The organism is Pseudonocardia sp. ICBG601, from assembly GCF_020496245.1.
Genome location: NZ_JAHLJA010000044.1, coordinates 44,043 through 70,720, shown reverse-complemented (window position 1 = coordinate 70,720; position 26,678 = coordinate 44,043). Strand labels below are relative to the sequence as shown.

The 26,678-nt window shown below is 73.3% G+C and carries 29 protein-coding genes and 4 pseudogenes; 13 read left to right on the top strand and 20 right to left on the bottom strand.

Annotation, left to right across the window (positions count from 1 at the left end):
* Positions 1-12: 12 nt before the first annotated feature.
* Positions 13-576: pseudogene (locus KPL57_RS16345) on the top strand (ATP-binding cassette domain-containing protein); the annotation flags it as partial.
* On the opposite strand, the gene KPL57_RS16340 reads toward KPL57_RS16345, so the two are convergent.
* From KPL57_RS16340 to KPL57_RS16330, 3 genes are all read right to left on the bottom strand, one after another.
* Positions 573-1,112 (bottom strand): bifunctional nuclease family protein, encoded by a 540-nt coding sequence (locus tag KPL57_RS16340; RefSeq protein WP_060713990.1) that lies wholly within the window; start codon positions 1,110-1,112, stop codon positions 573-575. The pseudogene KPL57_RS16345 and the gene KPL57_RS16340 overlap by 4 nt on opposite strands.
* 55 nt (positions 1,113-1,167) lie before the next feature.
* Complete coding sequence (locus KPL57_RS16335; protein WP_075309583.1) at positions 1,168-1,905, bottom strand: SDR family oxidoreductase; 738 nt, start codon at positions 1,903-1,905, stop codon at positions 1,168-1,170.
* Between the two features lie 413 nt (positions 1,906-2,318).
* Positions 2,319-3,344, bottom strand: coding sequence for a cupin domain-containing protein (locus tag KPL57_RS16330; protein ID WP_226352272.1), 1,026 nt, complete (start codon positions 3,342-3,344; stop codon positions 2,319-2,321).
* 122 nt (positions 3,345-3,466) lie between these two features.
* Between KPL57_RS16330 and KPL57_RS16325 the strand changes: the two genes are divergently transcribed.
* Genes KPL57_RS16325 through KPL57_RS16315 form a run of 3 tightly spaced genes read left to right on the top strand, consistent with a single transcriptional unit; the run spans position 3,467 to position 5,163 of the window.
* Positions 3,467-4,330, top strand: a complete 864-nt coding sequence (locus KPL57_RS16325; RefSeq protein WP_226352271.1) for an NAD(P)H-binding protein — start codon at positions 3,467-3,469, stop codon at positions 4,328-4,330.
* Entirely contained in the window at positions 4,327-4,746 is a 420-nt protein-coding gene (locus KPL57_RS16320; RefSeq protein WP_226352270.1) for a DUF1772 domain-containing protein, read from the top strand. Before KPL57_RS16325 ends, KPL57_RS16320 begins: the two co-directional genes overlap by 4 nt.
* Before the next feature lie 9 nt (positions 4,747-4,755).
* A complete protein-coding gene (locus tag KPL57_RS16315) occupies positions 4,756-5,163 on the top strand; it encodes a hypothetical protein (protein ID WP_226352269.1) in 408 nt (135 codons plus the stop codon).
* A 66-nt stretch (positions 5,164-5,229) separates the two neighbouring features.
* On the opposite strand, the gene KPL57_RS16310 is transcribed toward KPL57_RS16315, so the two are convergent.
* Positions 5,230-6,699 carry a peptide MFS transporter gene (locus tag KPL57_RS16310; protein WP_226352268.1) on the bottom strand — a complete coding sequence of 490 codons (1,470 nt, stop codon included), beginning with the start codon at positions 6,697-6,699 and terminating at the stop codon, positions 5,230-5,232.
* Between the two features lie 322 nt (positions 6,700-7,021).
* On the opposite strand from KPL57_RS16310, the pseudogene KPL57_RS16305 reads away from it, so the two are divergent.
* Positions 7,022-7,961: pseudogene (locus KPL57_RS16305) on the top strand (IS5 family transposase).
* Here KPL57_RS16305 and KPL57_RS16300 read toward each other — a convergent pair.
* Positions 7,904-8,053 carry a hypothetical protein gene (locus tag KPL57_RS16300; RefSeq protein WP_226352267.1) on the bottom strand — a complete coding sequence of 50 codons (150 nt, stop codon included), beginning with the start codon at positions 8,051-8,053 and terminating at the stop codon, positions 7,904-7,906. The pseudogene KPL57_RS16305 and the gene KPL57_RS16300 sit on opposite strands and share 58 nt — an antisense overlap.
* 15 nt (positions 8,054-8,068) lie before the next feature.
* Between KPL57_RS16300 and KPL57_RS16295 the strand changes: the two genes are divergently transcribed.
* Both KPL57_RS16295 and KPL57_RS16290 read left to right on the top strand, forming a co-directional pair.
* On the top strand, positions 8,069-9,028 hold the full coding sequence (locus tag KPL57_RS16295) for an aldo/keto reductase (protein WP_226352266.1): 960 nt from the start codon (positions 8,069-8,071) through the stop codon (positions 9,026-9,028).
* Positions 9,029-9,135: 107 nt separating this feature from the next.
* A complete protein-coding gene (locus tag KPL57_RS16290; protein ID WP_226352265.1) occupies positions 9,136-10,026 on the top strand; it encodes a hypothetical protein in 891 nt (296 codons plus the stop codon).
* Between the two features lie 65 nt (positions 10,027-10,091).
* Here KPL57_RS16290 and KPL57_RS16285 read toward each other — a convergent pair whose 3' ends face one another.
* The 7 genes from KPL57_RS16285 to KPL57_RS16255 form a co-directional block, all read right to left on the bottom strand.
* Positions 10,092-10,691 (bottom strand): alkaline shock response membrane anchor protein AmaP, encoded by a 600-nt coding sequence (locus KPL57_RS16285; RefSeq protein ID WP_226352264.1) that lies wholly within the window; start codon positions 10,689-10,691, stop codon positions 10,092-10,094.
* Complete coding sequence (locus KPL57_RS16280) at positions 10,691-11,236, bottom strand: DUF6286 domain-containing protein (protein WP_020627434.1); 546 nt, start codon at positions 11,234-11,236, stop codon at positions 10,691-10,693. Before KPL57_RS16280 ends, KPL57_RS16285 begins: the two co-directional genes overlap by 1 nt.
* Positions 11,233-11,742 carry an Asp23/Gls24 family envelope stress response protein gene (locus tag KPL57_RS16275; RefSeq protein ID WP_226352263.1) on the bottom strand — a complete coding sequence of 170 codons (510 nt, stop codon included), beginning with the start codon at positions 11,740-11,742 and terminating at the stop codon, positions 11,233-11,235. The genes KPL57_RS16280 and KPL57_RS16275 overlap by 4 nt, the downstream gene beginning before the upstream one ends.
* 5 nt (positions 11,743-11,747) lie before the next feature.
* A complete protein-coding gene (locus KPL57_RS16270) occupies positions 11,748-11,960 on the bottom strand; it encodes a hypothetical protein (protein WP_020627432.1) in 213 nt (70 codons plus the stop codon).
* A 67-nt stretch (positions 11,961-12,027) separates the two neighbouring features.
* On the bottom strand, positions 12,028-12,429 hold the full coding sequence (locus KPL57_RS16265) for a hypothetical protein (RefSeq protein WP_226352262.1): 402 nt from the start codon (positions 12,427-12,429) through the stop codon (positions 12,028-12,030).
* Positions 12,426-12,899, bottom strand: coding sequence for an Asp23/Gls24 family envelope stress response protein (locus KPL57_RS16260; protein WP_020627430.1), 474 nt, complete (start codon positions 12,897-12,899; stop codon positions 12,426-12,428). The genes KPL57_RS16265 and KPL57_RS16260 overlap by 4 nt, the downstream gene beginning before the upstream one ends.
* Positions 12,900-13,177: 278 nt before the next feature.
* On the bottom strand, positions 13,178-13,558 hold the full coding sequence (locus tag KPL57_RS16255) for a hypothetical protein (RefSeq protein WP_226352261.1): 381 nt from the start codon (positions 13,556-13,558) through the stop codon (positions 13,178-13,180).
* A gap of 40 nt (positions 13,559-13,598) precedes the next feature.
* On the opposite strand from KPL57_RS16255, the pseudogene KPL57_RS16250 reads away from it, so the two are divergent.
* Positions 13,599-14,508, top strand: a pseudogene (locus KPL57_RS16250) (IS5 family transposase); the annotation flags it as partial.
* Positions 14,509-14,738: 230 nt separating this feature from the next.
* On the opposite strand, the gene trpA reads toward KPL57_RS16250, so the two are convergent.
* From trpA to KPL57_RS16235, 3 genes are all read right to left on the bottom strand, one after another.
* Positions 14,739-15,533, bottom strand: coding sequence for a tryptophan synthase subunit alpha (gene trpA / locus KPL57_RS16245; RefSeq protein WP_226352260.1), 795 nt, complete (start codon positions 15,531-15,533; stop codon positions 14,739-14,741).
* Positions 15,533-16,795, bottom strand: a complete 1,263-nt coding sequence (gene trpB, locus KPL57_RS16240) for a tryptophan synthase subunit beta (RefSeq protein ID WP_226352259.1) — start codon at positions 16,793-16,795, stop codon at positions 15,533-15,535. Before trpB ends, trpA begins: the two co-directional genes overlap by 1 nt.
* A 159-nt stretch (positions 16,796-16,954) precedes the next feature.
* Positions 16,955-18,199: an MFS transporter gene (locus tag KPL57_RS16235; RefSeq protein ID WP_020623503.1), complete on the bottom strand. Its 1,245-nt coding sequence runs from the start codon at positions 18,197-18,199 to the stop codon at positions 16,955-16,957.
* A gap of 49 nt (positions 18,200-18,248) precedes the next feature.
* Here KPL57_RS16235 and KPL57_RS16230 point away from each other — a divergent pair, with 49 nt between their 5' ends.
* From KPL57_RS16230 to KPL57_RS16220, 3 genes and pseudogenes are all read left to right on the top strand, one after another.
* Positions 18,249-19,019 carry a FadR/GntR family transcriptional regulator gene (locus tag KPL57_RS16230; RefSeq protein ID WP_226352258.1) on the top strand — a complete coding sequence of 257 codons (771 nt, stop codon included), beginning with the start codon at positions 18,249-18,251 and terminating at the stop codon, positions 19,017-19,019.
* 128 nt (positions 19,020-19,147) lie between these two features.
* Positions 19,148-19,519: pseudogene (mscL, locus tag KPL57_RS72215) on the top strand (large conductance mechanosensitive channel protein MscL); the annotation flags it as partial.
* A gap of 400 nt (positions 19,520-19,919) precedes the next feature.
* Positions 19,920-21,332: an APC family permease gene (locus tag KPL57_RS16220; protein WP_043282049.1), complete on the top strand. Its 1,413-nt coding sequence runs from the start codon at positions 19,920-19,922 to the stop codon at positions 21,330-21,332.
* Positions 21,333-21,457: 125 nt separating this feature from the next.
* On the opposite strand, the gene KPL57_RS16215 is transcribed toward KPL57_RS16220, so the two are convergent.
* Positions 21,458-22,423 carry a TIGR03557 family F420-dependent LLM class oxidoreductase gene (locus KPL57_RS16215; RefSeq protein WP_149663612.1) on the bottom strand — a complete coding sequence of 322 codons (966 nt, stop codon included), beginning with the start codon at positions 22,421-22,423 and terminating at the stop codon, positions 21,458-21,460.
* Between the two features lie 54 nt (positions 22,424-22,477).
* A complete protein-coding gene (locus KPL57_RS66585) occupies positions 22,478-22,603 on the bottom strand; it encodes a hypothetical protein (protein WP_255677151.1) in 126 nt (41 codons plus the stop codon).
* A 174-nt stretch (positions 22,604-22,777) separates the two neighbouring features.
* Here KPL57_RS66585 and KPL57_RS16210 point away from each other — a divergent pair, with 174 nt between their 5' ends.
* Positions 22,778-23,191, top strand: coding sequence for an STAS domain-containing protein (locus KPL57_RS16210; RefSeq protein WP_020627735.1), 414 nt, complete (start codon positions 22,778-22,780; stop codon positions 23,189-23,191).
* 72 nt (positions 23,192-23,263) lie between these two features.
* Here the strand turns inward: KPL57_RS16210 and KPL57_RS16205 are convergent, their stop codons facing one another.
* Positions 23,264-24,154 carry a LysR family transcriptional regulator gene (locus KPL57_RS16205; protein WP_308187898.1) on the bottom strand — a complete coding sequence of 297 codons (891 nt, stop codon included), beginning with the start codon at positions 24,152-24,154 and terminating at the stop codon, positions 23,264-23,266.
* Positions 24,155-24,224: 70 nt separating this feature from the next.
* Between KPL57_RS16205 and KPL57_RS16200 the strand changes: the two genes are divergently transcribed.
* Positions 24,225-25,376 carry a TDT family transporter gene (locus KPL57_RS16200; RefSeq protein ID WP_226352257.1) on the top strand — a complete coding sequence of 384 codons (1,152 nt, stop codon included), beginning with the start codon at positions 24,225-24,227 and terminating at the stop codon, positions 25,374-25,376.
* Positions 25,377-25,382: 6 nt separating this feature from the next.
* Here the strand turns inward: KPL57_RS16200 and KPL57_RS16195 are convergent, their stop codons facing one another.
* Positions 25,383-26,195, bottom strand: coding sequence for a GntR family transcriptional regulator (locus tag KPL57_RS16195; RefSeq protein ID WP_226352256.1), 813 nt, complete (start codon positions 26,193-26,195; stop codon positions 25,383-25,385).
* A 51-nt stretch (positions 26,196-26,246) separates the two neighbouring features.
* Entirely contained in the window at positions 26,247-26,651 is a 405-nt protein-coding gene (locus KPL57_RS16190; protein ID WP_226352255.1) for a hypothetical protein, read from the bottom strand.
* Positions 26,652-26,678: the final 27 nt, after the last annotated feature.

The window sequence follows — 26,678 nt, the reverse complement described above, 5'->3', positions numbered from 1 at the left end:
GGGGCCCTGACCTCCGGGGCGGTCCGGATCGGCGGTGTCGACGTGCGGGAGCTGACCGCGGCGTCGGTGCACCGCGCGGTCGGGTTCGTGACCCAGGACGGGCACCTGCTGCACGACACGGTGGCGGCGAACCTGCGGATCGGGGCACCGGAGGCGACGGACGCCGAGCTGTGGGCGGCGCTGCGCCGGGCCCGGCTCGACGGCCTGGTCGCGTCGCTGCCCGACGGGCTCGCGACGGTCGTCGGGGAGCGGGGGTACCGGCTCTCCGGCGGGGAGCGCCAGCGGATGACGATCGCCCGGGTGCTGCTGGCACGCCCGCGGATCGTGGTGCTGGACGAGGCCACGGCGAGCCTGGACACTACGTCGGAGGCCGCGGTGCAGGCGGCGCTGGCCGAGGCGCTGGACGGGCGGACCGCGCTCGTCATCGCGCACCGGCTGTCCACCGTCCGCGACGCCGACGAGATCCTCGTGCTCGAACAGGGCCGGATCGTCGAGCGCGGGGACCACGCCGCGCTGCTGGCCCGGGGCGGGCGCTACGCCGAGCTGTGGTCCGGTGCGGCGCCGGCCGCGGTCTAGCGGAAGTCCTCCGGAGACACCTCGTCGATGAACTCCCGGAACTCCTGCATCTGCTGCTCCGGTGGGGCGTCCGCCGGTCCGGCGGTGGCGGCGCGGGCCTGCGCGGCGGCGCCGGTGGTGTCGTCGCCGTCGGGGGGCAGGACGTCGTCGACGGCCTGGCCGACCTCGTCGAGGACGTGCTCGGCCATCCCGATCGGCAGCCCCTCGCGCACGGCCAGCGCCAACGCGTCCGACGGACGCACCACCAGCCGGGTGTCGCCGTCGAAGACCAGCTCGGCGGTGTAGACGCCGTCGACGAGGTCGGAGATCTCCACCCGTTCCAGGGTGCGCCCGAGCGCCTCGACGACCGGGAGCAGCACGTCCTGGGTGAGGGGGGTGCCCTCGTCGTCCCGCGGGCCGACGGCGATGACCTCGGCCTGCGGCGGCCGCAGGAACACCGGCACGCAGCGGTCGCCGTCGGCCTCGCCGAGCAGCAGCACCGGCTGGCGTGATCTGGCGTGCACGATCAGGCGCAGGACGTGCATCGTCCGGGTCATCTGCCCAGTGTCCCCCGCGACGGGGGGTGACGGAAGTCTCAGAACGAGACGATCCTCAGCCGCGGGCGAGCCAGGGCATCGTCGTCGCGGCGATGGTCAGGAACTGCACGTTCGCCTCCAGGGGGAGCCCGGCCATGGAGACCACGGCGTCGGCGACGTGCCGGACGTCGAAGGTTGGCTCGGGCCGGACCGAGCCGTCGGCCTGCTTCGCGCCGGTGGCGATGCCCGCGGTCATCTCGGTGGCCGCGTTGCCGATGTCGATCTGCCCGCAGGCGATGCCGAACGGACGGCCGTCGAGCGAGAGCGACTTGGTCAGCCCGGTGATCGCGTGCTTGGTGGCGGTGTAGGGCGCGCTGCCCGGCCGGGGGACGTGCGCGGAGATCGAGCCGTTGTTGATGATCCGGCCGCCCTGCGGGTCCTGGCCGCGCATCGCCCCGAACGCCGCCCGGGCGCAGAGGAACGAGCCGGTGAGGTTGACCGCGACGGCCGCGTTCCAGTCGTCGACGGAGATCTCGTCGACGGTGCCGCCCGCGCCGAACGTGCCGGCGTTGTTGACCAGCAGGTCGACCCGACCCCAGCGCTCGTGCACCGCAGCGAACAGGGCCTCGACCGACCGGGGGTCGGTGACGTCGGTGGGGACGACGAGCGTCCCGTCGCGACCCGCCGCGACCTCGGTCAGTGCCTCGCGCCGACGACCGGCCAGCGCGACCCGCCAGCCGGCGTCGAGCAGACCGCGGGTCACCGCCTTGCCGATGCCCGACCCGGCCCCGGTCACCACCGCCACACCGCTCATGGGCCCACCCTGCCACGGCCCCGGCCGGTGCCCCCGGACGCAGATCGTCACGCGGCCGGCCCGGTCGACGGCACCTCGGGCTCTCTCCGACCGTCTCGCGCGCGCACTAGAGAGCCGCAGACGACCCGAGCGCGCGGGCGTACGTAGCGCCCTCTAGCCCCGTCTCGGATCAACCCGAGAGAAGCGCAGACGAGTGCATCGGCCGTCGATCCAACTCTGTACCGCTCTCTTGCCCAGGAACTAGACAGCCCCATACGGCGGCATCGACACGCGCACATGCCACCGCATACCGCTGTCTAGGACGGTCGCGAGAGATCCGGATACGAGACGATCGACTCGATGCACTGCTCCTCTCCTGGCGGCGTCGTCGCAGCGTAGCAGGCCTGTGTCGAACGTGTGTGCGAGGGCCCGGATCAGGCTCGGAAGGCGGCCAGGGCGTCGGCCGTGCCTGCGAGCCCGTGTCGGCGCACCCGTCCGGCGGGTTCCCCGACGACGCGGGCGAAGGCCCGCGCGAACGCCGCCTCGGAGCGGTAGCCGAACCGGTGGGCCGCCTGCGCCACCGTCCCACTCCCCCCTGACAGGAACTCGGCGGCAGCGTGCATCCGCCACCGGGTCACGTAGCTCATCGCGGGCTCGCCGACGAGCTCGGTGAACCGGGCGGAGAACGCCGAGCGCGACATGGCCGCCGTCGCGGCGAGCGCGGCGACGGTCCAGTCCCGCTCCGGCTCGCGATGCACCGCGGCGAGCGCGCGGCCGATCCGGTCGTCGGCGAGCGCCCCGAGCCAGCCGGTGCGGGTGGCCGCGTCGGCCTGCAGCCGGCCGCGCACCGCCTGCAGGACCAGGACGTCGGCCAGCCGGGTGATCACCGCGTCGCTGCCGGGGCCACCGTGCTCGACCTCCGCGGCCAGCAGCCGCAGCGTGTCCTGCACCCGGTCCCCGATCGGCGACGGCTCCACCCGGACGAGGTCGGGCAGGCTCGCGACGAGGTCGCCCGCGGCGGGGTGGGAGAACCGGACCGCGCCGCACACCATCCGGGTCACCGGACCGTCGCCGCCGTGCCGGAGCAGGGCGTAGCGCCCGTCGAGCATCGGGTGCGGGATCGACCGGATGTCCGGAGCGAGCACGCCGGGCGCGCTGCGCAGCGCGTGCCCGGTCCCCCGCGGCACGACGACGAGCTCACCGGGCCGCAGCTCGCGGTCGGTCCCGTCCGCCGCCCCGCGGGCAGCGCCGCCGGCAGCGCCGTCGACGGTCAGCCGGCATCCGCCGGAGGTGACGACGTGGAACCAGAGACAGCCCGGCGTCGCCGGCAGCGTCATCCCCCACGGTTCGCCGAGCTCGGAGCGGCAGTAGAAGACGCCGTCCATGCGCAGCACGTGCAGCGCCTCCCCGAGCGGGTCGGCGGCCGGGAACGGCGGCGCGGTGGACACGGTGCACAGCATGACAGTTCGTCCACAGCTCATCCCCACCTGTGGACGAATTAGCATCATCTGTGGATACACAGCCATTCTGCGTCCGCTCGTTGGCGGTGATCGTGGACGGACACCGACGAGAGGAGTTCGACATGATCACCGTGCTGGGAGCGACCGGGAACGTGGGAGCACAGGTCGTCCGGGAGCTGACCGCCGCCGGGGTGGACGTCCGTGCCGTCGCCCGCCGCCCGGCCGTCGCCGCGCCGGGGGTGCGGCCGTGGCCGGGCGACCTCGGTGACCGGGACTTCCTGCGCCGGGCGTTCGACGGAGCGGCCGCAGCCTTCGTGCTGCTGCCCTTCGACGTCACCGCGCCCGACCACGCCGCCCACCAGGCCCGGCTCGGGGAGTCCGTCGTCGCCGCGCTGCGCGACGCGGCCGTGCCCCGGGTCGTCGCGCTGAGCTCGCTCGGGGCGGAGGTCCCGGGCGGCCCGGACCTCGCCGTGACCGGCTACCTGGGCAGCCTGCACGACCAGGAGGCCCGGCTGGCGACGCTCGACGCCCACGTCACCCAGGTCCGGCCGGGCCTGTTCCTGGAGTCGTTCCTGTGGTCGCTCGCCGCCATGCGGGCGCACGGGGTGCACGCGGACTCCGTGGACCCCGACGTCGCGCTGTCGATGGTCGCCACCCGCGACGTCGGACGGGCCGCCGCCGCGGCGCTGCTCGCCCCGGACGCGCCGGAGGTCGTCGAGGTGCAGGGCGCGGCGGACCGGACGGCGCCCGAGGTCGTCGCCGCGCTCGGGCCCGCACTGGGCCTGCCGGACCTGACCTACGTGCACGTCCCGGACGAGGAGATGGAGCAGCTGCTGCGCGGAGCCGGGATGCCGGCGGACGGGGCGCGGCTGCACGTCGCGATGAACCGGGCGTTCAACCGCGGGGAGATCCGCGCGCACGGGCCGCGGGGCGCCGTCGACGACGTGCTGACCGTCGAGCAGTGGGCGGCGGGGGTGACGCGATGACCGGGTTCCTCGACGACGCCGCCGCCACCGGGGCGGGTCTGCTCGGCGGGATCTACCTGGCGTTCTCGGTCGCGGTGCTGCCCGCCCTGCGCCGTCGTCCCGCGGCGGAGACGGTCGCGGTGATGCGCGGGGTGAACCGGGCGATCGTGAATCCGCTGTTCGGGACGCTGTTCGCCGGCACAGCGCCGCTCGCCTGCGCGGTGACGGTGGCCGGTGTGCTCGACGGGCAGCCGCTGCGGATCGCCGGCGGGGTCGCGGTGCTGGCCGGCTTCGTCGTGACCGCCGCGGTGAACATCCCGCTCAACAACGCCCTGGAACGCGACGGCGACTGGGTCGCCTTCGCCCCGCGCTGGAGCGCCGCGAACCACCTCCGGGGAGCGGTCTCGACACTCGGCGTGGCCCTGCTGCTGCTCTGAGTCGAACGTGTGTGCGACATCTCGGGGACCCGCCTGGCGCCGGCCGGGGAGGGCGGGGCACGCTGGTCGCCGCGCCCGCTCCCCCGGGTGCGGACCGGCCGTCGTCCGCGACGGCTCCGCGACGACGACCGGGGGAGCATGAACATCCACGAACGACAGCGACTGGCCGCCCTGCGCACCGACCGCGAGACGGTGCTCGCCGCCGCGGCGGCCCTGCGACACGAGGCCGTGCAGGCGCACTACGCCGGGCTCAGCCGACCCGAGATCGCGTTCGGGCTGGCCTCGATGCTGGAGATGCTGGCGCTGCGGATCGCCGACCAGCCCCCGGACATCCGCGCGCACGTCGTGCGGATCGCCCGGGAGATGGCCGGCGACACGATGGACTCACCGACGGTCCGGCGCACCCGTCGTCGGTGATCCACCGGAGTTGTCCACAGGACTGTGCACAGCTGGGGACGGATCGAACCGGTGTTCGATCAGAGTCTAGCGGACGCCCTCCATCAGCACCTTCAGCTTCGGCACGAGCGCAAGCACCACGATGCCGACGACGATCGCAGCGGCCCCGGTGATGCCGAAGTACGCGGCTTCGTTCTCTTCGCTGTAGAAGTCTGCCAGGACTCCGGCGAGTACCGTCCCCATCGAGACCGACAGGAAGAACAGGGCCACCATCTGGGTGCGGAACGCCGCCGGGGCCAGCTTCGTCGACAGCGACTGACCGACCGGCGACGTGAAGAGCTCGCCGATGCAGAACACCAGAAGGATCCCAGCGACGGCCAGCATCGGGGTGCCGTTCGCTCCGGTACCTGCCAGCGGCACGAACAGCAGGAAGCCGACACCGATGATGATCGTGCCGATCGCCATCTTCGCCGGCGACGCCGGCTGACGCGGGCCGAGCTTGGTCCACACCGCGGCGAACACCCCGGCCAGCAGCACGACGAACAGCGGTTCGATCGCCTGGACCGATCCGGCCGGGATCTCGAACAACCCGAGTACCGAGCGGTTCAGGCGCTCGTCCGCGTAGATCGTCAACACGGTGAAGATCTGCTGGAAGATCGCCCAGAAGACGGCGCTGGCGATCCACATCGGCAAGAAGGCCAGCACACGGCGGCGCTCGACCCGGTTCACCTTGGAGCTGGTCAGCATGACGGAGAAGTAGGCGATCGTGGCGACCGCGACGACCCCGGTGACGATGTAACCCAGGCGCCCCGCCGTGATCACCCCGGTGACCGTGAGAATCAGCAGCACGACGACGACGGCCACACCGATCAGCCCGGCACGGGTCCGCTGGGCGGCTGGAAGTGGGTTGGGTGCAACCTTGCCCGCTGCAGGAAGGCTCCGACGGAAGAACGCGTACTGGACCAGACCGATCGCCATGCCGACCGCGGCGAGACCGAATCCGATGTGGAAGCTGTCCGTCCGGCTCTGCACTACCGGGGTGAGAATCTGTCCGAGCAACGCGCCGATGTTGACGCCCAGATAGAAGATCGAGAACCCGGCGTCGCGGCGGTCGTCACCCTCGCCGTAGAGCATCGCGACGATCGTCGATGCGTTGGCCTTGATTCCCCCGCTGCCGAGCGCAACCAGCACGAGACCACAGGCCAGGCCTACACCGCCTGGCAGGAGCGCCAGAGCGATGTGCCCGGCCATAACCGACACCGCGCTGCCGAAGAGAACCTGCTCCGGGCCGAACAGCCGATCGCCGAGCCATGCGGCGAGGATCGTCGAGAGGTAGACGGTCCCGCCGTAGGCTCCGACGACTCCTGCCGCAACTCCCTGGTTGTAGCCGAGGCCGCCGGCGGTGACCTCGTAGTACATGTAGTACAGCAGGATCGCCTGCATGCCGTAGAAGGAGAACCGCTCGAACATCTCGACGCCGAAGAGCGTCGCGAGCTGGACCGGATGGCCGAGAAAGGTCCTCTCCCGGCGCTGAGGGTTGGTCGTTGTATCGGACACCCGCTCGGTCTACCCCCTGCGTTTCAAGAGGTAAAGATCGGACACCCGCTGGTGGCTCACCGCCGCTCGGCGGAAGTCGTACGTGCCGCTGCGGTCCACTGCGGCCAGTGCGTCGGCGCAGCCGGGGCGAGCCGGGTCGACTGCGCGCGGGTCCTGCGTCCGCAGCCGACGACCTGCTGAGTCACGGTACCGCCTTGCAGGGCATGCAGACCGTCATCGGCTTCGTACAACAGCCGTCGACGGTGGCGGCACAGCCCGCAATACACGCTGCACATGCAATGTAGGCCGCAGTCCCCTTTGCGTTCTTAGAGCGTGTTTGGAAATGGTGGGTGTGTCGGGATGGTCGACACGGCTGGGGTGCTCCATCGTGGTCGGCATGCAGGAACGACCGCGCCGGTACCCCTCGGACACCAGTGATGCCCAGTGGGTGGTGATCGAGCCGTTGTTACCGCCGCTCGCGCGGCGGGGGCGGCCTGTTGCTCATGCTCGTCGGGACGTGCTGGACGCGATCTTGTATGTCGTGCGGACCGGGTGTGCCTGGCGGGCGTTGCCGGTGGACTTCCCGCCCTGGCAGACCGTCTACTGGTACTTCAACCAGTGGGAACAGCAGAAGGTCACCGAGAAGATCCTCCCGGTCGTGCGGGGGCAGTTACGTATCGCCGAGGGCCGTGATCCGGAGCCGAGTGCGGGGATCATCGATTCCCAGTCGGTCAAGGGCGCCGACACCGTCGGCCAGGACTCCCGCGGCTACGACGCCGGGAAGAAGACAGGCGGACGGAAACGGTTCATCGTGACCGACACCCTCGGTCTGCTGCTGACCACGATGGTGTGCTCGGCCTCGGTACAGGACCGCGACGGCGCCAAGCCGATCCTGCTCAACCTCTACCTGCGCACCAGGGTGCGGTTCGTCTACGCCGACGCCGGCTTCGCCGGGCGACTGCTCGACTGGGCCGCCACGATCCTGCAGACAACGATCGAGATCATCCGCAAGCCACCCGAGCAGCGCGGATTCACCGTCCTCCCACGAAGGTGGGTGGTCGAACGGACCCTGGCCTGGCTCACCGCACACCGACGCCTGGCCCGAGACTACGAACGCCACCCCACCACATCCGAAGCCATGATCCGCTGGGCCGCGATCAACACCATCACCCGCCGCATCGCCCGTGGATACCCCGCCACCCGCCAGCAGAAACACACGACACCCTCAACCCACTAGAATTTCCAAACACGCTCTGAGGTTCTCGGTGCACCAGTCGCGGTAGGTGGTCGGGGTGGTCGTGGCGGGAGTGCGGGTGACGCCTTCGTCGAGACCCTCGTTCTTCGCGGTGGCCATGTCGGCCATGGCACGTGCCATGCCGGGGGATGCGCCGTGGTCGAGCATCGCGCGTCCGGCGAGTTCCGGGTCCGTCTGCGTGTAGCGCACCGGTCGACCGAGGAGGTCGGCGAGTACGTCGGAGAGCACGGCTGCCATGTCGTTTCCCGTGCCCTGCTCGACGCCGCGTACGCTGCGGGCGTCCGCTACGTCGACGTCGCCCGCTCCTACGGCCGCGCCGAGGAGTTCCTCGCCGGCTGGCTCGCCGACCGGCCCGGGGTGACCGGCGGCGAGGACCCCGTCGAGATCGGCTCGAAGTGGGGCTACCGCTACGTGGGCGGGTGGCGGACCGACGCCGACACCCACGAGATCAAGGACCACTCGCTCGACGCCTTCACCGAGCAGTACGCGATGAGCCACCAGCTGCTCGGCGACCACCTCGGGATCTACCACGTGCACTCCGCGACGCTCGACACCGGCGTCCTCGACGACGAGCGCGTCCACCGCGCGATGGCCCACCTGCGCGACCGGGGGATCCGGGTCGGGATCTCCACCTCCGGCCCCGCCCAGGCCGACGCGGTGCGCCGGGCGCTGGAGGTCCGGGTGGACGGCGAGCCGCTGTTCACCTCGTTCCAGAGCACCTGGAACCCGCTCGAACCCTCGGTGGGTCCGGCGCTGGCCGAGGCCGCCGACACCGGAGCCCGGGTGATCCTGAAGGAGGTCTTCGCCAACGGCAGGCTCGCCCCGGGCGGTGAGGACGGCACCGAGGGGGCCCGTGCGGCCGCGGCGCTGGCCGCGCGGACCGGGATCGGGCTGGACCGGATCGCCGTCGCCGCGGCGCTGGCGAACCCGTGGGCGTGGCGGGTGCTGCTCGGCCCGGTCGGGACCGACCAGCTCGCGTCGAACCTCGCGGGCGCGGAGCTCACGCTGCCAGCGGACGTGGCCGAGGAGCTCGCCGCGCTGGCCGAACCGGCCGAGAGCTACTGGCGCACCCGCTCCGCGCGCCCCTGGAGCTGACCCGGCGTTTCCCGGCGGTCATACGCTCGTTTACCTTCCAGCCACCTTGCGGTCGGAGTCGACGTCGCCTGCTGATGCCGCCCGGCCGCCGGTGAGGAGGAGGGGACATGACCGCCCAGGACCATCTCGCCCGGGGCCGCAGCGCCCAGGGCGGCGGCGCGCACAGCGCCGACGACGACCCGGCCACGGTCGTCATCCCGCGCGTCACCGAGGACGCCGGGGCCGGTCCGCGGCCCGCGGGGGCCTCCGGGGCCGCGAGCCCGGCCCCCGCGGAGCCGTCACCGCAGGCGCAGGCCGCCGCGCCCGGCGCACCGCACCTGGCGCTGGTGCGTCGCGGACCGGTCGTCGGCACCGCCGCCGCGATCGTCGCCGTGCTGGCGCTGGCCCACTACGGCGCCGCCGTCTACGGCATCGGGCGGCCCGGCTTCGAGATCCCGGCCCCGATCCGGCTGGGCACCGAGCTGAACATCTCGACCTGGTTCAGCTCGGCGCTGCACCTGACCAACGCGGCGCTGCTCGCGCTGATCGCGGCGAACTCGGTGCGCCGCGAGCGGTGGCGCTGGATCCTGCTCAGCCTGTCCTGCGCGGTCGTCGCGATGGACGAGACCGCGGCGAACCACGAGCAGGTCGGCTGGATCATCCACACCACGTTCGGCACGAGCGGCTTCCTGACCTACGCCTGGATCATCCCGGCCGTGGCGCTCGTCGCGGTGGTCGCGGTGCTGTGCCTGCCGATGGTGCTGCGCCGGCCGGGGGCCTGGCTCGTCGTCGCCGGGGCGGCGGTGTTCCTGCTCGGCGCGGTCGGGCTGGAGTCGGCCGGTGGGGCGCTGTTCGAGCAGACCGGCGACGTGCAGTCCTTCACCTACAACGTCCTGGCCGGCACCGAGGAGACCCTCGAGATGGTCGGTCTGGTCATCGCCATGGCCGGGCTGCTCCGCATGGCGGGCGGCAGCGGCCTGCGGATCGCCGGCGCCGGGTTCGTCGACCGGTCCCGCTGACCCACCCGCACACGACGACGGGGCCCCGGTGATCCGGGGCCCCGTCGTCGTCGGTGTGCGGTCGCTCAGCCCACCCGCGAGTGCGCCTTCTCCTCGGCCAGGCGCAACACCAGGTCGGCGCGACCGGACTCGATGTCCAGTGCAGACCGCAGCCGCGGCAGCGCGTGGTCGGTGATCCGGGTGCGCAGCGCGGCGAGGTCGGCACCGTCGTCCGCCGTCACGTCCAGGTGGATCTCCGGACGACGGCGGTCGCCCACGAGTGCGGCGGCGGCGCGCTGGACGCCCTCGTAGCTCTCGATGTCGGCGGCCAGGGCGTCCGCTGCGTGGTCGGAGTGGATCCGGGTCGTCCCGGCGTCCCGGCCCGCGACCTGCGCCGACGGCAGCGTCCATGCCGAGGTGCGGGGCGTGCGACGAGCCTGGGCGAGCAGCCAGCGCAGGGCCAGCAGCCCGACCACGACGGCGACGGCGAGGGTCACCCACGGCGCCCACCCGGGCAGCGTGAGACCGGCGGGCAGCAGCGGGACCGACGGGTCGATCCCGGGGAGCACCTGGCGCAGGACGCCGGTGCCGAACAGCAGCCCGAACACCCCCGCGGCGAGCAGGACGAGCCCGATCAGGAACAGCAGGGTCCGGTTGAGCCGGGACGGTGGGGTCGCGCTGGCCATCACGCCTCCTGCTGCTTCGTGCCGGTCACGGACACCGTGACCTTCGGGCTGCGGGCCGGTCCGACGGCGTCGAGCCGCTGCGCGACCGCGCTGCGGACCCGGTCGCGCAGGTCCCTGGGGTCGCCGAACGCGGCGTGCGCGGTGACGGCGGCGCGGCGGCCGGTGTTCTTCACCGACGCCTTGGTGATGCCGTCGACGTCGGTGGCGGCGTCGGCCAGCGCCCGGTTCAGGCTGCGCCGGGTGATGCCGGAGTCGAGCTTCTCGGCCCCGTCCGCCGAGGCCAGCGGGAACACGGTCGGCGTGCCCGGCCGCAGCGCGACCACGACGAGCACCAACCCGACCAGCGCGACGACGCCGGAGGCGACGAGCACGGGCACGTCGGCGCCGGTGTACCCGGCGACGGTGGAGCCCAGCAGGCCGAAGTCGACGATCGGCTGCTGCCCGAGGAGCAGCTGCACGACCGCGACGGCGACGACGACGCAGAGGGCGAGCAGGACCAGCGCCACGATGCCCGCGGCGAGGGACTTGCGGGGGCGGCGGATCATTCGAGCTCCCTCCCGGCCGGGCGGGCGGCGCCCGGGACGGTGAGCGCGGTGACGACGACGTCGACCCGCGCGACGGACAGCCCGGTCAGCGCCTCGACCTGCCGCACGACGTGCGCGCGGGCGCGGTCGCAGACCGCGGCGACCGGGGACGGGTAGGCGACGGAGATCCGCGCGTCGATCCGAGCCCACTGCCCGGAGACGGTGGCCTCGACGCGCGGGTGGCCGTCGGCGTCGTCGCGGCCGAGCATCCGCCCGACCGTGCCGGTGCTCCCGCCGACGCCCTCGGTCTCCTCCAGGGCGCCGAGCGCGATCTTCTGCACGACCTGGTCGGCGACATCAACCCGGCCCCGGTCCTCCGGGGCCGTCCCGGCGGAGGCGTCCGCGGAGCCCGTGCCGGTGTCGATCGAGCGGGTCGGGGTGTCGTCCGGCGGGGGCGGGGGGAGACGGGTGGCCCGGATCGTGTCCGGGTCCCCGGTCGCCGTCCCCGTCGGCTCGACGGTGCTCACCGGGTTCACCGGACCTTGTCGCGGCCGCGTCCGGACAGCCCCGACCGCTCGGAGAGCTCGGACAGGTCGAGGTCGCCGTCGAGCCAGCGGCCGACGCCGAGCCCGATCGCGCCGAGGATCAGGGCGAGGACGAACCCGCCGAAGCCGCCGACGATGCCGGCGATGGCCAGGAGGAGACCGGCGATCAGGCCGATCTGGGTGTTGGTGGACAGGGACATCACAGTCACGTCCTTCGAGACGAGGAGGTACCGGACGTCCGGGGATGTGGACGGGCGTCCGGGCGGGTCAGGGGGTGGCCGCGGGAGGGACCGGGAACTCGCCGGTGGCGGGTGCCGAGTCCGACTGCCGGACGGGCGTCGGCTCGGTGGGACCGGCGTAGTCGCCGACCACCACGTCCACCCGCGCGCCCCCGACGACCGGGAGCAGCGCGGTGCGGACCTGGTGGTCGATCTCGGCCACGGAGGCCGGGTAGCGACCGACCACGTGCACCTCGACGGCCGGGGCCGTGGGGTCCACGCGGATGCCGCTCACCCGGCGTCCGGGCAGGTAGGTGGCGACCTCACCGAACCGGCCGCCGTGCAGCTGCGCGACGCCGGGGCAGCCCAGCACCGCGTCGGCGATCCGGTCGGTGTCGATCGCACCCGTGGCGACGATCCCGTCGCCGCCCGCGGCGGTACGGGCGCTCACGCCACCCGCGAGGTGGACTCGATCTTCTTCGGCTCCTCGTCCTTGCCGTCGTCCTCGGACGGCAGGTGGACGTCGTCGACCGAGATGTTGACCTCGACGACCTCGAGCCCGGTCATCCGCTCCAGGGCGGAGATGACGTTGCGGCGCACGGCCTTCGCCAGGTCGGCGATGGAGACGCCGTACTCGACGACGACGTTGATGTCGACGGCGGCCTGCTTCTCGCCGACCTCGACCGACACGCCCTGCGAGGCGTTGGTGGTGCCGCCCGGGATGCGCTCGCGCAGCGCGCCGAACGCGCGGGCCGCGCCGCCGCCGAGGGCGTAGATGCCACTGACCTCGCGGGCGGCCAGCCCGGCGATCTTCGAGACGACGGTCTCGGCGATGCGGGTGCTGCCGTGCTCGGACTGCAGGGCCGACGGGGTGCCGGTGACAGCCGGGGCCTTGGTCGCCTTGGTCTCGGTGGTGCTCATGTGTGCCTCCAGGTCATGGCCCGGTATCGGGCCTCACAGTGGCCGGATCGGGGGCCGGTTCGCACCGGTGGTGCCCTGTCGATCCGCTCGACACACATGGGAGTCCCGGGGGTGGCGCATCCTCACGGACGAATTCGGGTGGTCGTCGTCACACCTGCGCTCCGCCGATGGGCCGCTGACCTGGGCAGAGAGCGTCTGACCTGCGAAGGGAGGCTGTGGCGGGGTCCGGATCCTGCGAGTTTGCGATCACGTGTTCGGGTGTTCATCGGACGTGGTGGTCAGGCGGGCGGCAGGCCGATCGTCCAGCCGGTGACGTCGCGCAGTGCCACCTGCCAGCAGGCGGGTTCGCCGTAGTTCGGCCCGCCCGCCGCGGTCGGGACCACGAGTGCGTCGGTGAAGTAGATCCAGTGGATGTCCTTCGTCGGGACGTCCGGGCCGGGGCGCTCGTCGCCGCGACCGCCGACCATCTCGTCGAACATGTCGGCCATCGACGCCGCGGACTCGTTGCCCGGATCGTCGGCGGTGAGCCGGCGCAGCTGGTCCCCCAGGCCGCGCAGCCAGGCCGAGGGGTGCACGGCGTTGCCGAACACCAGCCCGGCCGGGGTGGCGACGGTGAGCGGGACGCTGTTGCGCTCGTCGCGGTAGGCGATCGACAGCACCGCCTGCAGGTAGCTCGGTGCGCTCAGAGCGTGTTTGGAAATGGTGGGTGTGTCGGGATGGTCGACACGGCTGGGGTGCTCCATCGTGGTCGGCATGCAGGAACGACCGCGCCGGTACCCCTCGGACACCAGTGATGCCCAGTGGGTGGTGATCGAGCCGTTGTTACCGCCGCTCGCGCGGCGGGGGCGGCCTGTTGCTCATGCTCGTCGGGACGTGCTGGACGCGATCTTGTATGTCGTGCGGACCGGGTGTGCCTGGCGGGCGTTGCCGGTGGACTTCCCGCCCTGGCAGACCGTCTACTGGTACTTCAACCAGTGGGAACAGCAGAAGGTCACCGAGAAGATCCTCCCGGTCGTGCGGGGGCAGTTACGTATCGCCGAGGGCCGTGATCCGGAGCCGAGTGCGGGGATCATCGATTCCCAGTCGGTCAAGGGCGCCGACACCGTCGGCCAGGACTCCCGCGGCTACGACGCCGGGAAGAAGACAGGCGGACGGAAACGGTTCATCGTGACCGACACCCTCGGTCTGCTGCTGACCACGATGGTGTGCTCGGCCTCGGTACAGGACCGCGACGGCGCCAAGCCGATCCTGCTCAACCTCTACCTGCGCACCAGGGTGCGGTTCGTCTACGCCGACGCCGGCTTCGCCGGGCGACTGCTCGACTGGGCCGCCACGATCCTGCAGACAACGATCGAGATCATCCGCAAGCCACCCGAGCAGCGCGGATTCACCGTCCTCCCACGAAGGTGGGTGGTCGAACGGACCCTGGCCTGGCTCACCGCACACCGACGCCTGGCCCGAGACTACGAACGCCACCCCACCACATCCGAAGCCATGATCCGCTGGGCCGCGATCAACACCATCACCCGCCGCATCGCCCGTGGATACCCCGCCACCCGCCAGCAGAAACACACGACACCCTCAACCCACTAGAATTTCCAAACACGCTCTCAGGGACCTCACGCTCACCGCGCGCGACCACCGCTGGTCCCGTCCGATCGGCCTCCGACGGCACGCGCAGGGCCGAGGACGGGGCCGACGGCGGCGGCACGTCCGCGCCCGGCCGCGGCGGGCCCGAGCCCGGCGGTCGACCACGGAACACCCTCGTGGCGCCGCGGTCGGACGGCAGGTCGGACGGCACGGCCGCGCCCCTGGCCGGGGCGCGGCCGGGTGACTCCGTCAGGCGGAGACGCGCTCCCCCGCGCGCACGCCCTCGGCGAGCTCGCGGGCGAGCGACTCGACCGCGGACGGCCCACCGGACTCCAAGGCCTGCACGAACGCCGTGCCGACGATGACGCCGTCGGCGTAGGAGGCGACGTCGGCCGCCTGCTCCGCGGTCCGCACACCCAGGCCGACGCACACCGGCAGGGTCGCGTGCTCCCGCGCGCGGGTGACCAGGTCACGGGCCTCGACGCCGACCGAGCGGACGCCGGTGACGCCCATCAGCGACGCGGCGTAGAGGAAGCCACGGCTCGCGCCGACGGTCATCCGCATCCGCTCGGGGGTGGTGGTCTGGGCGACCAGGAAGACCCGGTCGAGGTCGTGCTTCTCCGACGCGGCGAGCCACTCGTCGCAGTCGTCGGGCAGCAGGTCGGGCGTGATCAGACCGGAGCCGCCCGCCTCGGCGAGGTCGGCGGCGAACCGCTCGATGCCGTAGCGGTCGACGAGGTTCCAGTAGCTCATGACCAGCGCCGGCGCGCCGGCGTCGACGACCCCGCGGACGGCGGTGAACGCGTCGCGGGAGCGGGCGCCGTTGTCCAGCGCCTGCTGGGTGGCGCGCTGGATGACCGGGCCGTCCATCAGCGGGTCGGAGTAGGGCAGTCCGACCTCGACGACGTCGACGCCGCCCGCGACCATCGCCCGCATCGCCTCGACCGAGCCCTCGACGGTCGGGAAGCCGACCGGCAGGTACCCGACCAGTGCGGCGCGGCCCTCGGCCCGGACCGCCTCGATCCGCTGCTGCACGCTGGCCATCAGACCGCTCCGTCCGTCACGGCGTTGCCCTCGTCGTCGATGAGCTGGAAGTACTTCGCCGCGGTGTCGACGTCCTTGTCGCCACGGCCGGACAGGTTGACCAGCACGACCTTGCCCTCGCCCAGGCGCTTCGCCTCGCGCAGCGCACCGGCCAGCGCGTGCGCGCTCTCGATGGCCGGGATGATGCCCTCGGTGCGGCAGAGCAGGCGGAAGGCGTCCATCGCCTCGGCGTCGGTGACCGACTCGTAGCGGGCGCGCTTCATGTCGTGCAGCCAGGAGTGCTCCGGGCCGACGCCCGGGTAGTCCAGACCGGCGGAGATGGAGTGCGAGTCGCGGGTCTGGCCGTCCTCGTCCTGGAGGATGAAGCTGCGCGAGCCGTGCAGGACCCCGACGTCGCCGCCGCCGATCGACGACGCGTGCCGCGGGGTGTCGACGCCGTCGCCGCCGGCCTCGAAGCCGACCAGCTCGACCGAGGTGTCGTCGAGGAAGGCGTGGAAGATGCCCATCGCGTTGGAGCCGCCGCCGACACAGGCGCACACCAGGTCGGGCAGCGCACCGGTCAGGTCCTGGACCTGCTGGCGGGCCTCGACCCCGATGATCCGCTGGAAGTCGCGCACCATCGCCGGGAACGGGTGCGGCCCGGCGACCGAGCCGATGAGGTAGTGCGTGTCGGCCACGTTGGTGACCCAGTCGCGCATCGCCTCGTTCATCGCGTCCTTGAGGGTGCGCGTGCCCGAGGTGACCGGGCGGACCTCGGCGCCGAGCATGCGCATCCGGGCGACGTTGAGCGCCTGGCGCTCGGTGTCGACCTCGCCCATGTAGACGACGCACTCCAGCCCCATCAGGGCCGCGGCGGTGGCCGAGGCGGCACCGTGCTGCCCGGCGCCGGTCTCCGCGATGACCCGGGTCTTGCCCATCCGCTTGGTGAGAAGAGCCTGGCCCAGCACGTTGTTGATCTTGTGCGAGCCGGTGTGGTTCAGGTCCTCCCGCTTGAGCAGGATGCGTGCACCGCCCGCGTGCGCAGCGAACCGCGGCGCCTCGGTGAGCAGGCTGGGCCGCCCCGAGTAGGTGCGGTGCAGCTCGGCGAGCTCGGCCTGGAAGGCCTCGTCGGTCATCGCCGCGTGGTAGGCCTGCTCGAGCTCGTCCAGCGCGGCGACCAGCGCCTCCGGGACGTAGCGGCCGCCGAAGCGGCCGAAGTACGGGCCGGTCTGGTCGACCAGCCGCGCCGTGTCCCCGGCCGGGGGAAGGGCGGTGTCGGTCACGAGTACTCCCTGACGGATCGAGGACCCCGATCTCGGGCCGCCGCCGGGCGGGGATGCGCCGGGAGATCGGACGTCCACGACGGTACACCGGGCCCACGACGCCGGACGCGGCACCGGGGGCTCTCATATATCACCGCGACGGTGCCGCGCGGCCGGCCTTCAGACGAGTCGCGGGCGTCCCGCGACCCAGCCCAGCACCATCTCGACGACGATCACCACGCCGAGCAGCACCAGCGACGGCGTCCAGGAACCGGTGGCGCCGTGCAGGACCCCGAACAGGAACGGACCCGCCGCGCCGATGAGGTAGCCGAAGCCCTGCGCCATCGCCGACAGGTCGGTGGTCTCGGCGGACTCGCGGGTGCGCAGCGCGATCACGCCGAGCCCCAGCGGGAAGACCGCCATGCCGGTGCCGAGCAGGACCGTCCACAGCCACGGCGCGGCGGCCGGGGCGATCGCGAGCCCGGCGACGGCGGCCAGCGAGCAGCAGGCGAGCCCGACGATCCAGCCCGACTGCGACGGCCGGTTCAGCGCGATCGGCGGGATGATGAAGCTCAGCGGGATGCCGATGAGGTTGATCAGGGCGAGCATCAGGCCGGCGTCGGTGCGGGTCACCCCGACCGAGACGAACAGCTCCGACAGCCAGCCCATCGCGACGTAGGCGACGCAGGCCTGCAGCCCGAAGAACGCGGTGACCACCCAGGCCAGCGGGCGGCGCACCATCGGGCGTCGCTCCACGGCCTCCGCGGTGCGCACGACCGGCTCCGGCTCGCCGTGCCGGGCCCCGGCGGCCCACACGACGAGTGCGGCCAGCGACAGCAGCGCCCACGCCCCGACCGCGCCGCGCCAGCCGCCGAGCAGCGGCTCCAGCGGCGGGGTGAACGCCGCGCCGATCCCGCCACCCGCGGCCAGCGCCGCGGTGTAGATGCCGGTGACCCGGCCGACGGCGTGCGGGAAGGACTGCTTGACCACCACCGGGATCAGCACGTTGCCGATCGCGATGCCCGCCGCGGCGACGAAGGTGCCGCCGAGCACGACCCACGGGCCGTCGACGACGCGCAGCACGAGCCCCGCGGTCAGGACCGCCATCGCCAGGCCGATCGCGCGGGCCGTGCCGAGGCGACGGGCGAGCAGCGGGGCCGCGATCGCGGCGAGACCGAAGCAGATGGTGGGGACGGCGGTGAGCACGCTGGCCCAGATCGCCGAGGCACCGAGGCCGTCGCGGACCTCGCCGAGCACCGAGGACATCGAGGTCACGGCCGGGCGGAGGTTCGCGGCGGCGAGCGCCACCCCGACGACGAGCAGGGGGGTCCCGACGAGCGCACCACGGCGCGACGGCCCGATGTCCTCGGCCCGTCCGGTGGCGATGGTCTCCTCCGCGCGTGTCTCCTGCTCAGCAATGCTCACGAAACAGTATTGTTACAGACGTAGGATGTTCGGATGGAAGGCTGTTCCGGTGCCTCTCGTCACAGCGCGCCGCGGTGGCCTGGTCGACCAGGTCATCGGCCAGCTCCGTTCCGCCATCACCGGCGGTGAGTGGCCGGTCGGCGCCCGGATCCCGCCGGAGTCGGAGCTGGCCTCGTCGCTGGAGGTCGGCCGGAACACCGTCCGCGAGGCCGTCCGTGCCCTCTCCCACGGCGGTCTACTGGAGGTGCGCCAGGGCGACGGCACCTACGTGCGGGCCACCACCGAGCTGTCCGGGGCGCTGCGCACGCTGTGCGGCCCGGAGCTGCGCGAGGTGCTGGAGGTCCGCCGCACCCTGGAGGTCGAGGCGGCCCGGATGGCGGCCGCCCGCCGGACCGACGCCGACCTGACCGTCCTGCGGGCCGCGCTGGCCGAGCGCGACCGGGCCGTCGCCGCCGTCGCGGAGTGCGGCCGTCGCGGTGAGGAGCCGGACACCGCGGACGTGGAGCTCGCCGCGCGCGCCGACACCGACTTCCACGTCGCCGTCGTCCGCTGTGCGGGCAACAGCCTGCTCGTCGAGCTCTACCGGGGCGTGGTGGAGGCGGTCGCGGACAGCGTGAAGACCACGATGCCCGGCACCGCGGGCACCGACGACGACATCTCGCACACCGGGATCGTCGATGCCATCGCCGACGGCGACGTGGACCGCGCCGCCCGCGAGGCCGGGGACTTCCTGGACCGGCTCATCGCCGCCCGCCCGGGCGTCCCGGACGCCCCCTCCCGCACGGACGCTCCGGCCGCCGGGGCCGGCCCCACCGCCTGACCCCCACCGCCCGGGCCGGTGCTGCACCGGGCGGCACCGGGCAGCCGCAGGCCCGGCGCGGCGGTCCCGGTCCGGTTACCCTCCTGCGCCGGACCCACCCCGCCCCCGACCCCGAGGAGTGCTCCGGCGTGCTGAAGGGCTTCAAGGAATTCCTGCTGCGCGGCAACGTGATCGACCTGGCCGTCGCCGTCGTCATCGGTGCGGCGTTCACGTCCGTGGTCACCGCCTTCACCAAGGCGTTCCTGGAGCCGCTGCTCCGGTTGTTCTCCGGCGGGGAGAACGCCGTGCCCCCGGGCACGATCCCGCTGACCGACGAGGTGCAGCTCGACTACGCGAGCTTCCTCAACGCCGTCATCACCTTCCTGATCACCGCCGCGGTCATCTACTTCCTGGTCGTCTTCCCGATGAAGTGGCTCCAGGACCGCCGCAGGCGCGACGCGGAGGACCCGGCCCTCGAGACCGACCTGGACCTGCTCAAGGAGATCCGCGACCTGCTCCGCGACCAGGCCGAGCGGGACCGCGAGCGGACCCTCGCGCCATCGCCCGGTGCCGTCGGGCAGCCAACGGCGCCGGCGCCGCCGGTGCCGCCCGGCTCGCCGCAGGGCCGTCCGCTGCCTCCGCCGCCGGCACCCCGGCCCGGCCCGGTCGACGACGGCCACCCCGAGCCCTACCCGGACACTCCGCGCCGGCCCCGCCACCGCGGCTGAGCCCGATCCTCTCCGGGGCGCCGCCCGACGGCCCGCGAGCAGACATCGGAGGGTGGCCGTCCGGTGGCCGACGGCACACACACTCGTTCCGGAGGAAACACGCCGCCCTTTCGACTCGACACGGCACGAACCCCCCACCAGGCTGGCCCGGTCGCGGGCGGCACCGGGCCGCCGCGGAGGGGAGCACGGCACGATGGCGGAAGCCACGACGCAGGTGGCGGAGGACGGTCCCGGGCTGAAGCGCGTCATGGGGCCCAAGCTGCTGCTGCTGTTCATCATCGGCGACATCCTGGGTACCGGGATCTACGCCCTGGTCGGTCAGGTCGCCGAGGAGGTCGGCGGGGCGGCGTGGGTGCCGTTCCTGGTCGCCTTCGCCGTCGCCATGATCACCGCGTTCTCCTACCTGGAGCTCGTCACCAAGTACCCGCAGGCGGCGGGTGCGGCGCTCTACACGCACAAGGCGTTCGGCATCCACTTCCTGACCTTCATGGTCACCTTCGTGGTGATGAGCTCGGGGATCACCTCGGCGTCGACGGCGTCACGGGCGTTCGCGGCGAACCTGAACGAGGGCTTCGGGCTGGACCTGGGCAACGGCGGGATCGTCCTGATCGCGCTCGGCTTCATGCTGCTGGTCGCGCTGGTGAACTTCCGCGGCGTCGGCGAGAGCGTGAAGCTCAACGTGGTGCTCACCCTGGTCGAGCTGTCCGGCCTGCTCCTGGTGATCCTGATCGGGATCTACGCCATCGCCGGCGGCGACGCCGACTGGTCGCGCGTGGTCGCCTTCGACACCCCGGAGGACAAGGGGGTGTTCCTCGCCGTCACCTCGGCGACCTCGCTCGCGTTCTTCGCGATGGTCGGCTTCGAGGACTCGGTGAACATGGCCGAGGAGTGCCACGAGCCGCGCCGCATCTTCCCCAAGATCATGATCACCGGCCTGACCGTCACCGGGATCATCTACGTGCTCGTCGCCATCTGCTCGGTGGCGCTGGTCCCGGTCGGCCCGCTGGCCGCGAGCGAGACGCCGCTGGTCGAGGTCGTCCGCGCCGGCGCCCCCGGCATCCCGGCCGACGTCGTGCTGCCGTTCATCTCGATGTTCGCCGTCGCCAACTCGGCCCTGATCAACATGCTGATGGCATCGCGGCTGCTCTACGGGATGGCCAACCAGGCCGTGCTGCCCAAGCCGCTGGCCAGGGTGCACCCGTTCCGCCGCACGCCGTGGGTGTCGATCATCTTCACGACGCTGATCTCGTTCGCCCTGATCAGCTACGTGTCGCTCGACTCGGACTCCGACGTCGTCTCCGCGCTCGGCGGCACCACGTCGCTGCTGCTGCTCGCGGTGTTCACGATCGTCAACATCGCGGTGCTGGTGCTGCGCCGCGACCGGATCGCCGAGGACCACTTCCGGGCCCCGCCCGGACTGCCGATCGTCGGCGCGGTCGCGAGCCTGTACCTGGTCCTGCCCTTCTCCGGGCGGGACGCGATCCAGTACGAGCTGGCCGGGCTGCTGCTCCTGCTCGGCCTGGTCCTCTACGGGATCACCCTGCTGCTCAACCGCAGCCTCGGGGTGAAGACGGCGACCCTGGACCCGTCGAAGCTGGACGGCTGACGAGGGGCCCGCTCGTCCCGGTGCCTGCCGCGGCGCGGTCACCGGGACCGTAGGACCGACCGGCCGTGGTCACGGTCGGGCACCGGACACGTCGCACGCCGACCCGTCCGGTGCCCGATCCGTGGTCACCGGCCGGCGAGGTCGCGCAGGCGGCCGGCGAGCTGCTCCTCGTAGAAGGTGAAGAACTCGTCGACGTCCGGTCCGGCGCTGATCAGCGCGAGCCGGTCGTAGCCCGCGTCGGCGAAGCCCTGCACCGTCGCGACGTGGGCCTCGACGTCCGGGCCCGCTCCGAACGCGTCGGCCATGTCCTCCTGACGGACGAAGGCCGTCGCCGCCTCGAAGTTGCGCACGTTGGGCAGCTCGGCCTGGATCTTCCAGCCGGTCGGGCCGAACCGGAACAGCCGGTGCGCCGACTCCAGCGCCGCGTCGACGGTTCCGGCGTAGGCCAGCGGGACCTCGGCCCAGCGGGAACCGGTGCCGCCTGCGGCGGTGTAGGCGTCGATCAGGTCGGTGCGGGGCTCGGTGGCGAACAGGCCGTCACCCAGCTCACCGGCGATCCGGGCCGCCTTCGGCCCACCCGCGGCGACGACGATGTCCGGCAGCGTCTCCGGCAGGTCGAACACCCGCGCGTCCTCGACGGACAGGTGGGTGCCGCGGTAGGTCCGGTAGCCACCGGTCCACAGCAGCCGGATGATCTCCAGCGCCTCGCGGAGCATCACGTGCCGCACGCCGACGACCGGCCACGGATGTCCGGTGACGTGCTCGGACAGCTGCTCGCCCGAGCCGACGCCGAGGGTGAACCGGCCCTCGGACAGCAGCGCGGTCGTCGCCGCGGCCTGGGCGATGATCGCCGGGTGGTAGCGGATCGTCGGGCAGGTCACCCCGGTGGCCAGGCCGATCCGCTCGGTCCGCATCGCGATGGCGGCGAGGATCGACCAGGCGAACCCGGAGTGGCCGTGGCTCTCCAGCCACGGGTGGTAGTGGTCGGAGATCTCGACGAAGTCGAAACCGGCCTCCTCGGCACGGACGGCCTGACGGACCATCTCCTGCGGTGTGTAGGCCTCGGCGAAGAGCTTGAAGCCGATCTGCACGACGGGTGTCCTCTCCTCGGGTGTGCCCCGACGGGATTCCCGGCGGGCGGCGGATCACTCCTGCGGCGGCCGGACGATCGTCCCGGCGGGTGTGCCGGCGCCCGCCGGCCCGCGCCGCACGACGGTCACGGCCCCGTCGCCGGCCGGGTCCTCCGGCCGCGGTGATGCGGAGGTGGTCACCCGGTGAAGACTGTCCCTCGGGCCGGGATCCTGCAGGTCGACCGGTGGACAACCGACCCGGGCCCGGTACGGTGAGCCCATCGGAAACTCGGCCGCACGTCCCCGGACACGCGGCCCCGCCCCATCGGGCAGGCGGGGTCGCCGGCCAGGGGTGCCCGGCGTCGGGCGGCCGTCGTGACGGCGGCCGAGCCCGACCGCCGGCGGCTCGGCCACACGGGCAGCTGGCCGGAACCGCACTCCCGGGTGAGCCTGCGCGAGCACACCCCGGCGCCCGGGGTGACCGTCCTCGAGGTGATCGGCGAGGTCGACCTCGCCGAGGCCGAGGCGATCCGGGTGCGGATGTCGGAGATGCTCCACCAGACGCGACCGGCGCGGGCCCTGCTGGACCTGTCCGGCGTCGGGTTCCTCGGGTCGCACGGTCTGACGGCGGTGGTCCGGTCCTCGCGGGCGGCCGGCGAGGCCGGGGTCCGCCTGGACGGGGTCACCGGCCCGGACAACCGGGCGGTGATCCGACCGGTGCGGATGACCGGGCTGGACCAGGTCATCACCTGGTACCCGGACCTCGACACGGCCCTGGCTGCCTGCTGAGCCTGCACCTCGACGGTCCCGTCCGCGGCGCCCGTCCGGCGCGGCCGGGAACCTGCGGTGCCCCGGAACCGGTCATCGGTGAGCCGCGAGCCGCACCAGGACCAGCGCGGGCCCGGACGGCGCGCGGCCCCGCCGCCAGGCGGCGCGCAGGCGTCGCTGCAGGTCGGCGCCGCGCACCGGGACCGTCCGCAGCGTTCCGGCCGCCACCTCGGCCGCCACCGCCAGACCGCTGATCACCGCCGGGCCCGCGCCGCCCGCGACCGCGTTCTTGATCGCCGTCGTCGAGCCGAGCTCCAGCACCGGCGGCGCGACGTCCCCGAGGGCGCGCTCCAGGAACTCCCGGGTGCCCGAGCCGGGCTCGCGGGCCACCAGCGGCGTCGTCGCGAGCCGCGACGCGTCCACCGCGCGGCGCCGGGCCCACGGGTGGTCCGGCGCGACGACGAGCACCAGCCGGTCCCGCCCGACGACCTGGCCGTCGAGGTCGGCGGGCAGGTCCGGGCCCTCGACGAACCCGAGGTCGGCGTCGCCGGAGCGGACGTCGTCGACCACCTCGGCGGTGTTGTGCGAGGTCAGCGTGACCGCGGTGCCGGGCAGCTCGGCGCGCAGCGCGACCAGCCAGCGGGGCAGCAGGTACTCCGCGACGGTGAAGCTGGCGGCCACCCGCAGCCGGGCCGCCCGGTCGGTGCGCAGCGCGGCGACGCCCTCGTCCAGGGCGTGCGCGGCGTCCAGCACGGCCCGCGCCCGTTCGACGACGAGCGCCCCGTCCGGTGTGAGCCGGGTACCGCGCGGCGACCGCTCCAGCAGGGTCAGCCCGAGTGCGGCCTCGAGTGTCCTGACCCGGGCGCTGACCGCGGCCTGGGAGATGCCGTGGGCCGCGGCGGCCCTGCCCATGCTCCCCAGGGTGGCGACCGAGACCAGCAGGTCGTAGGGCACGAGGTCGGCGACGCGCGGGGACAGGGTCACAACCTCTGATTGTGACTCCGCAACGCCGCGACGGGTACCGCCCGGTCACCGACCGGCCGACCGTGGGGACATGACCACGCACCTCCGTCCCCCGGCCGCGGCCGCTCCGCCGCACGCGTTCGTCCGCCTCGGGCTGCTGCGCGGGCTCGACACCCCTGGCGACGCGGTCCGCTCGTTCGGGCCGAACTGGTTCGCCGCGGTGATGGGCACCGGGATCGTCGGCGGGGCCGCCGCGACGCTGCCGTTCCGCTCCCCGCTGCTGACCGCGTGGGCGACCGGGGTGTGGGGCCTGGCCTCGGCACTGCTGGTGGTGCTCGTGGCCGCGGCGGTGGCGCACCGGGTGCGCTCCCCCGAGCGGGCCCGCGCGCACGCCGCGGACCCGGTGGCCGTGCAGTCCTACGGCGCGGTCGCGATGGCCTTCATGACGGTCGGCGCCGGCGCGGTCCAGTTCGGCCCTGCCGTGCTCGGCGCTCCGGCCGCGCTCGCGACGAGCGCGGTGCTGTGGCTCGTCGGGACGGTGTTCGGGCTGGTCACCGCGGTCGGCGTGCCGTATCTGATGATCACCCGGCACACGGTCGGGCCGGACGCGGTGTCCCCCGCGTGGCTGCTGCCGGTGGTGCCGCCGATGGTGTCGGCCGCGGACGGGGCGCTGCTCGTCGTGCACCTGGCGCCGGGCCAGGGCCGCACCACGCTGCTGCTCGCCTGCGTCGCGCTGTTCGGGATGAGCCTGTTCGCGACGCTGGCCCTGCTCCCGCAGATCTGGCACCGGCTCGTCGTGCACGGGACCGGACCGGCGGCGGCCGTCCCCACCCTGTGGATCGTGCTCGGCCCGCTCGGCCAGTCGGTCACCGCGGCCGGGCTCCTGGCGAACGCCGCGCCCGGCAGCGTGCCGGAGCCGTACGCGGGCGCCGCGGCGGTGATCGCGGTGGTCTACGGAGTCCCGGTGTGGGGGTTCGCGATGCTGTGGCTGGCGCTCGCGGCCGCAGTGACCCTGCGGACCATCCGGCGGGGACTGCCGTTCACGCTGACCTGGTGGAGCTTCACCTTCCCGCTGGGGACCTGCGTGACCGGCACGAACCTGCTGGTGGAACGGCTGGAAACGCCGGCGCTCGCCGTCGTCGCGACAGCGCTGTACGTGCTGCTGGTGGCGGCCTGGCTCCTCGTCGGGGCCCGGACCGTGCACGGTGCGCTCGCCCGCTCCGAACCTGCTCGCCCCGCATAGGGGCGTTCAGCGACGCGGGTCGCTGCGGTCGGGGTCCTTGAGCAAGTCGAGCTGGTAGCCGTCGCGGGTGGAGAAGTCGGCCCGCAGCACGAAGCGGTCCCCGCGCACCAGCGTGCGGCGCCACTCGACCGGGCGCCCCTTCGCGCTGCCGAGCCGGGACACCGAGAACGCGGCGGTCGACGGGCTCCCGCCCAGCAGCCGGTGTTCGGCGGGGGTGGGCAGGATCGGCGCGATGGTCTCGTGGCCGCCGGTGAGCACCACGCCGCACAGCTCGGCGTAGCGCTGGTAGAGGGCGACCCCGGTGAAGTCGGCGTGCAGCAGCGGCGCGGCCAGGTCGTGCGGGAGCCACACCCGGTCCAGCGCGAGCGGCTCCCCACCGGCCAGCCGCAGCCGTTCCAGGTGCACCAGCGGTGTCGACTCCTCCAGACCGAGCCGCGCCGCGACCACGCCGTCGGCGCGGACGTCCAGCGAGCGCACGACGCTGCGCTGCTCCAGGCCCATGGCCCGGACGGACTCGTGGATGCTGTACAGCGCGCCCAGGCGCTGGGCGGTCTCGACCGGCGCCGCCTGCCGCGACGGCCGGCCCCGCGTCCCGACGACGCGGCCCTCGTCGCGCAGCACCTTCACCGCCTGGCGGACGGTGTGCCTGCTGACGCCGTACTCCCGGCCCAGGGCGAGCTCGCCGGGGAAGCCGTGGGCGAACGCGTCGGAGTCCAGGCGGCGGCGCAGGTCCTCGAGCAGCTGCTCCCAGAGCAGCCGCCCCGGCTCGCGACGGAGCACGGCAGGTCCGGGGACCGGTCCCGACTCGGCGTCACGCACCCCGCTGAATGTACGGACCGGGCACGCGGACGGGCGATCCCGACCGACGGGTCAGCGGAGCGACCAGGTGCAGGAGCCGGTCAGGACGACCGACTCGCCGTCGAGGATCCGGGCGGCGGCCGGACCGTGCAGGACCCCGCGGGACACCTCGGTGCCGTCCACGCCGGTGCGCGTGTAGCCGCACTCCCGGCCCGGGGTCGGACCGTCGGTGGCCCAGGTGCCCGGTGCGAGGTCGAGACCGGCCCGGTACACGCCCTCGGTCGCCTCCCGCGCCGGGACGGGCGCGGCCTGGTGGACGGTGGTCGCCTCGGCACGGTCGTCGCCGTTCACGAACGCGCCGCCCAGCAGCACCACCGGTACGACCAGCGCCAGCAGCAGCCACGGCCACAGCACGGTGCGCTGACCCGCCGCGGCGCGCTCCGCGTAGTACCGCCCGTACGGTCCGGTGCTGTCCATCCACCCGCCTCACGTCCGACGTCACTC

Coding starts and splice junctions, on each gene's coding strand:
- KPL57_RS16290 (WP_226352265.1), top strand. CDS start 9,136: ATGACCGCCCAGGACCATCTCGCCCGGGGCCGCAGCGCCCAGGGCGGC.
- KPL57_RS16325 (WP_226352271.1), top strand. CDS start 3,467: ATGATCACCGTGCTGGGAGCGACCGGGAACGTGGGAGCACAGGTCGTC.
- KPL57_RS16335 (WP_075309583.1), bottom strand. CDS start 1,905: ATGAGCGGTGTGGCGGTGGTGACCGGGGCCGGGTCGGGCATCGGCAAG.
- KPL57_RS16340 (WP_060713990.1), bottom strand. CDS start 1,112: ATGACCCGGACGATGCACGTCCTGCGCCTGATCGTGCACGCCAGATCA.
- KPL57_RS16260 (WP_020627430.1), bottom strand. CDS start 12,899: ATGAGCACCACCGAGACCAAGGCGACCAAGGCCCCGGCTGTCACCGGC.
- trpA (WP_226352260.1), bottom strand. CDS start 15,533: ATGGCCAGCGTGCAGCAGCGGATCGAGGCGGTCCGGGCCGAGGGCCGC.
- KPL57_RS16220 (WP_043282049.1), top strand. CDS start 19,920: ATGGCGGAAGCCACGACGCAGGTGGCGGAGGACGGTCCCGGGCTGAAG.
- KPL57_RS16270 (WP_020627432.1), bottom strand. CDS start 11,960: ATGTCCCTGTCCACCAACACCCAGATCGGCCTGATCGCCGGTCTCCTC.
- KPL57_RS16280 (WP_020627434.1), bottom strand. CDS start 11,236: ATGATCCGCCGCCCCCGCAAGTCCCTCGCCGCGGGCATCGTGGCGCTG.
- KPL57_RS16300 (WP_226352267.1), bottom strand. CDS start 8,053: ATGGCACGTGCCATGGCCGACATGGCCACCGCGAAGAACGAGGGTCTC.
- KPL57_RS16320 (WP_226352270.1), top strand. CDS start 4,327: ATGACCGGGTTCCTCGACGACGCCGCCGCCACCGGGGCGGGTCTGCTC.
- KPL57_RS16190 (WP_226352255.1), bottom strand. CDS start 26,651: ATGGACAGCACCGGACCGTACGGGCGGTACTACGCGGAGCGCGCCGCG.
- KPL57_RS16200 (WP_226352257.1), top strand. CDS start 24,225: ATGACCACGCACCTCCGTCCCCCGGCCGCGGCCGCTCCGCCGCACGCG.
- KPL57_RS16285 (WP_226352264.1), bottom strand. CDS start 10,691: ATGGCCAGCGCGACCCCACCGTCCCGGCTCAACCGGACCCTGCTGTTC.
- KPL57_RS16330 (WP_226352272.1), bottom strand. CDS start 3,344: ATGCTGTGCACCGTGTCCACCGCGCCGCCGTTCCCGGCCGCCGACCCG.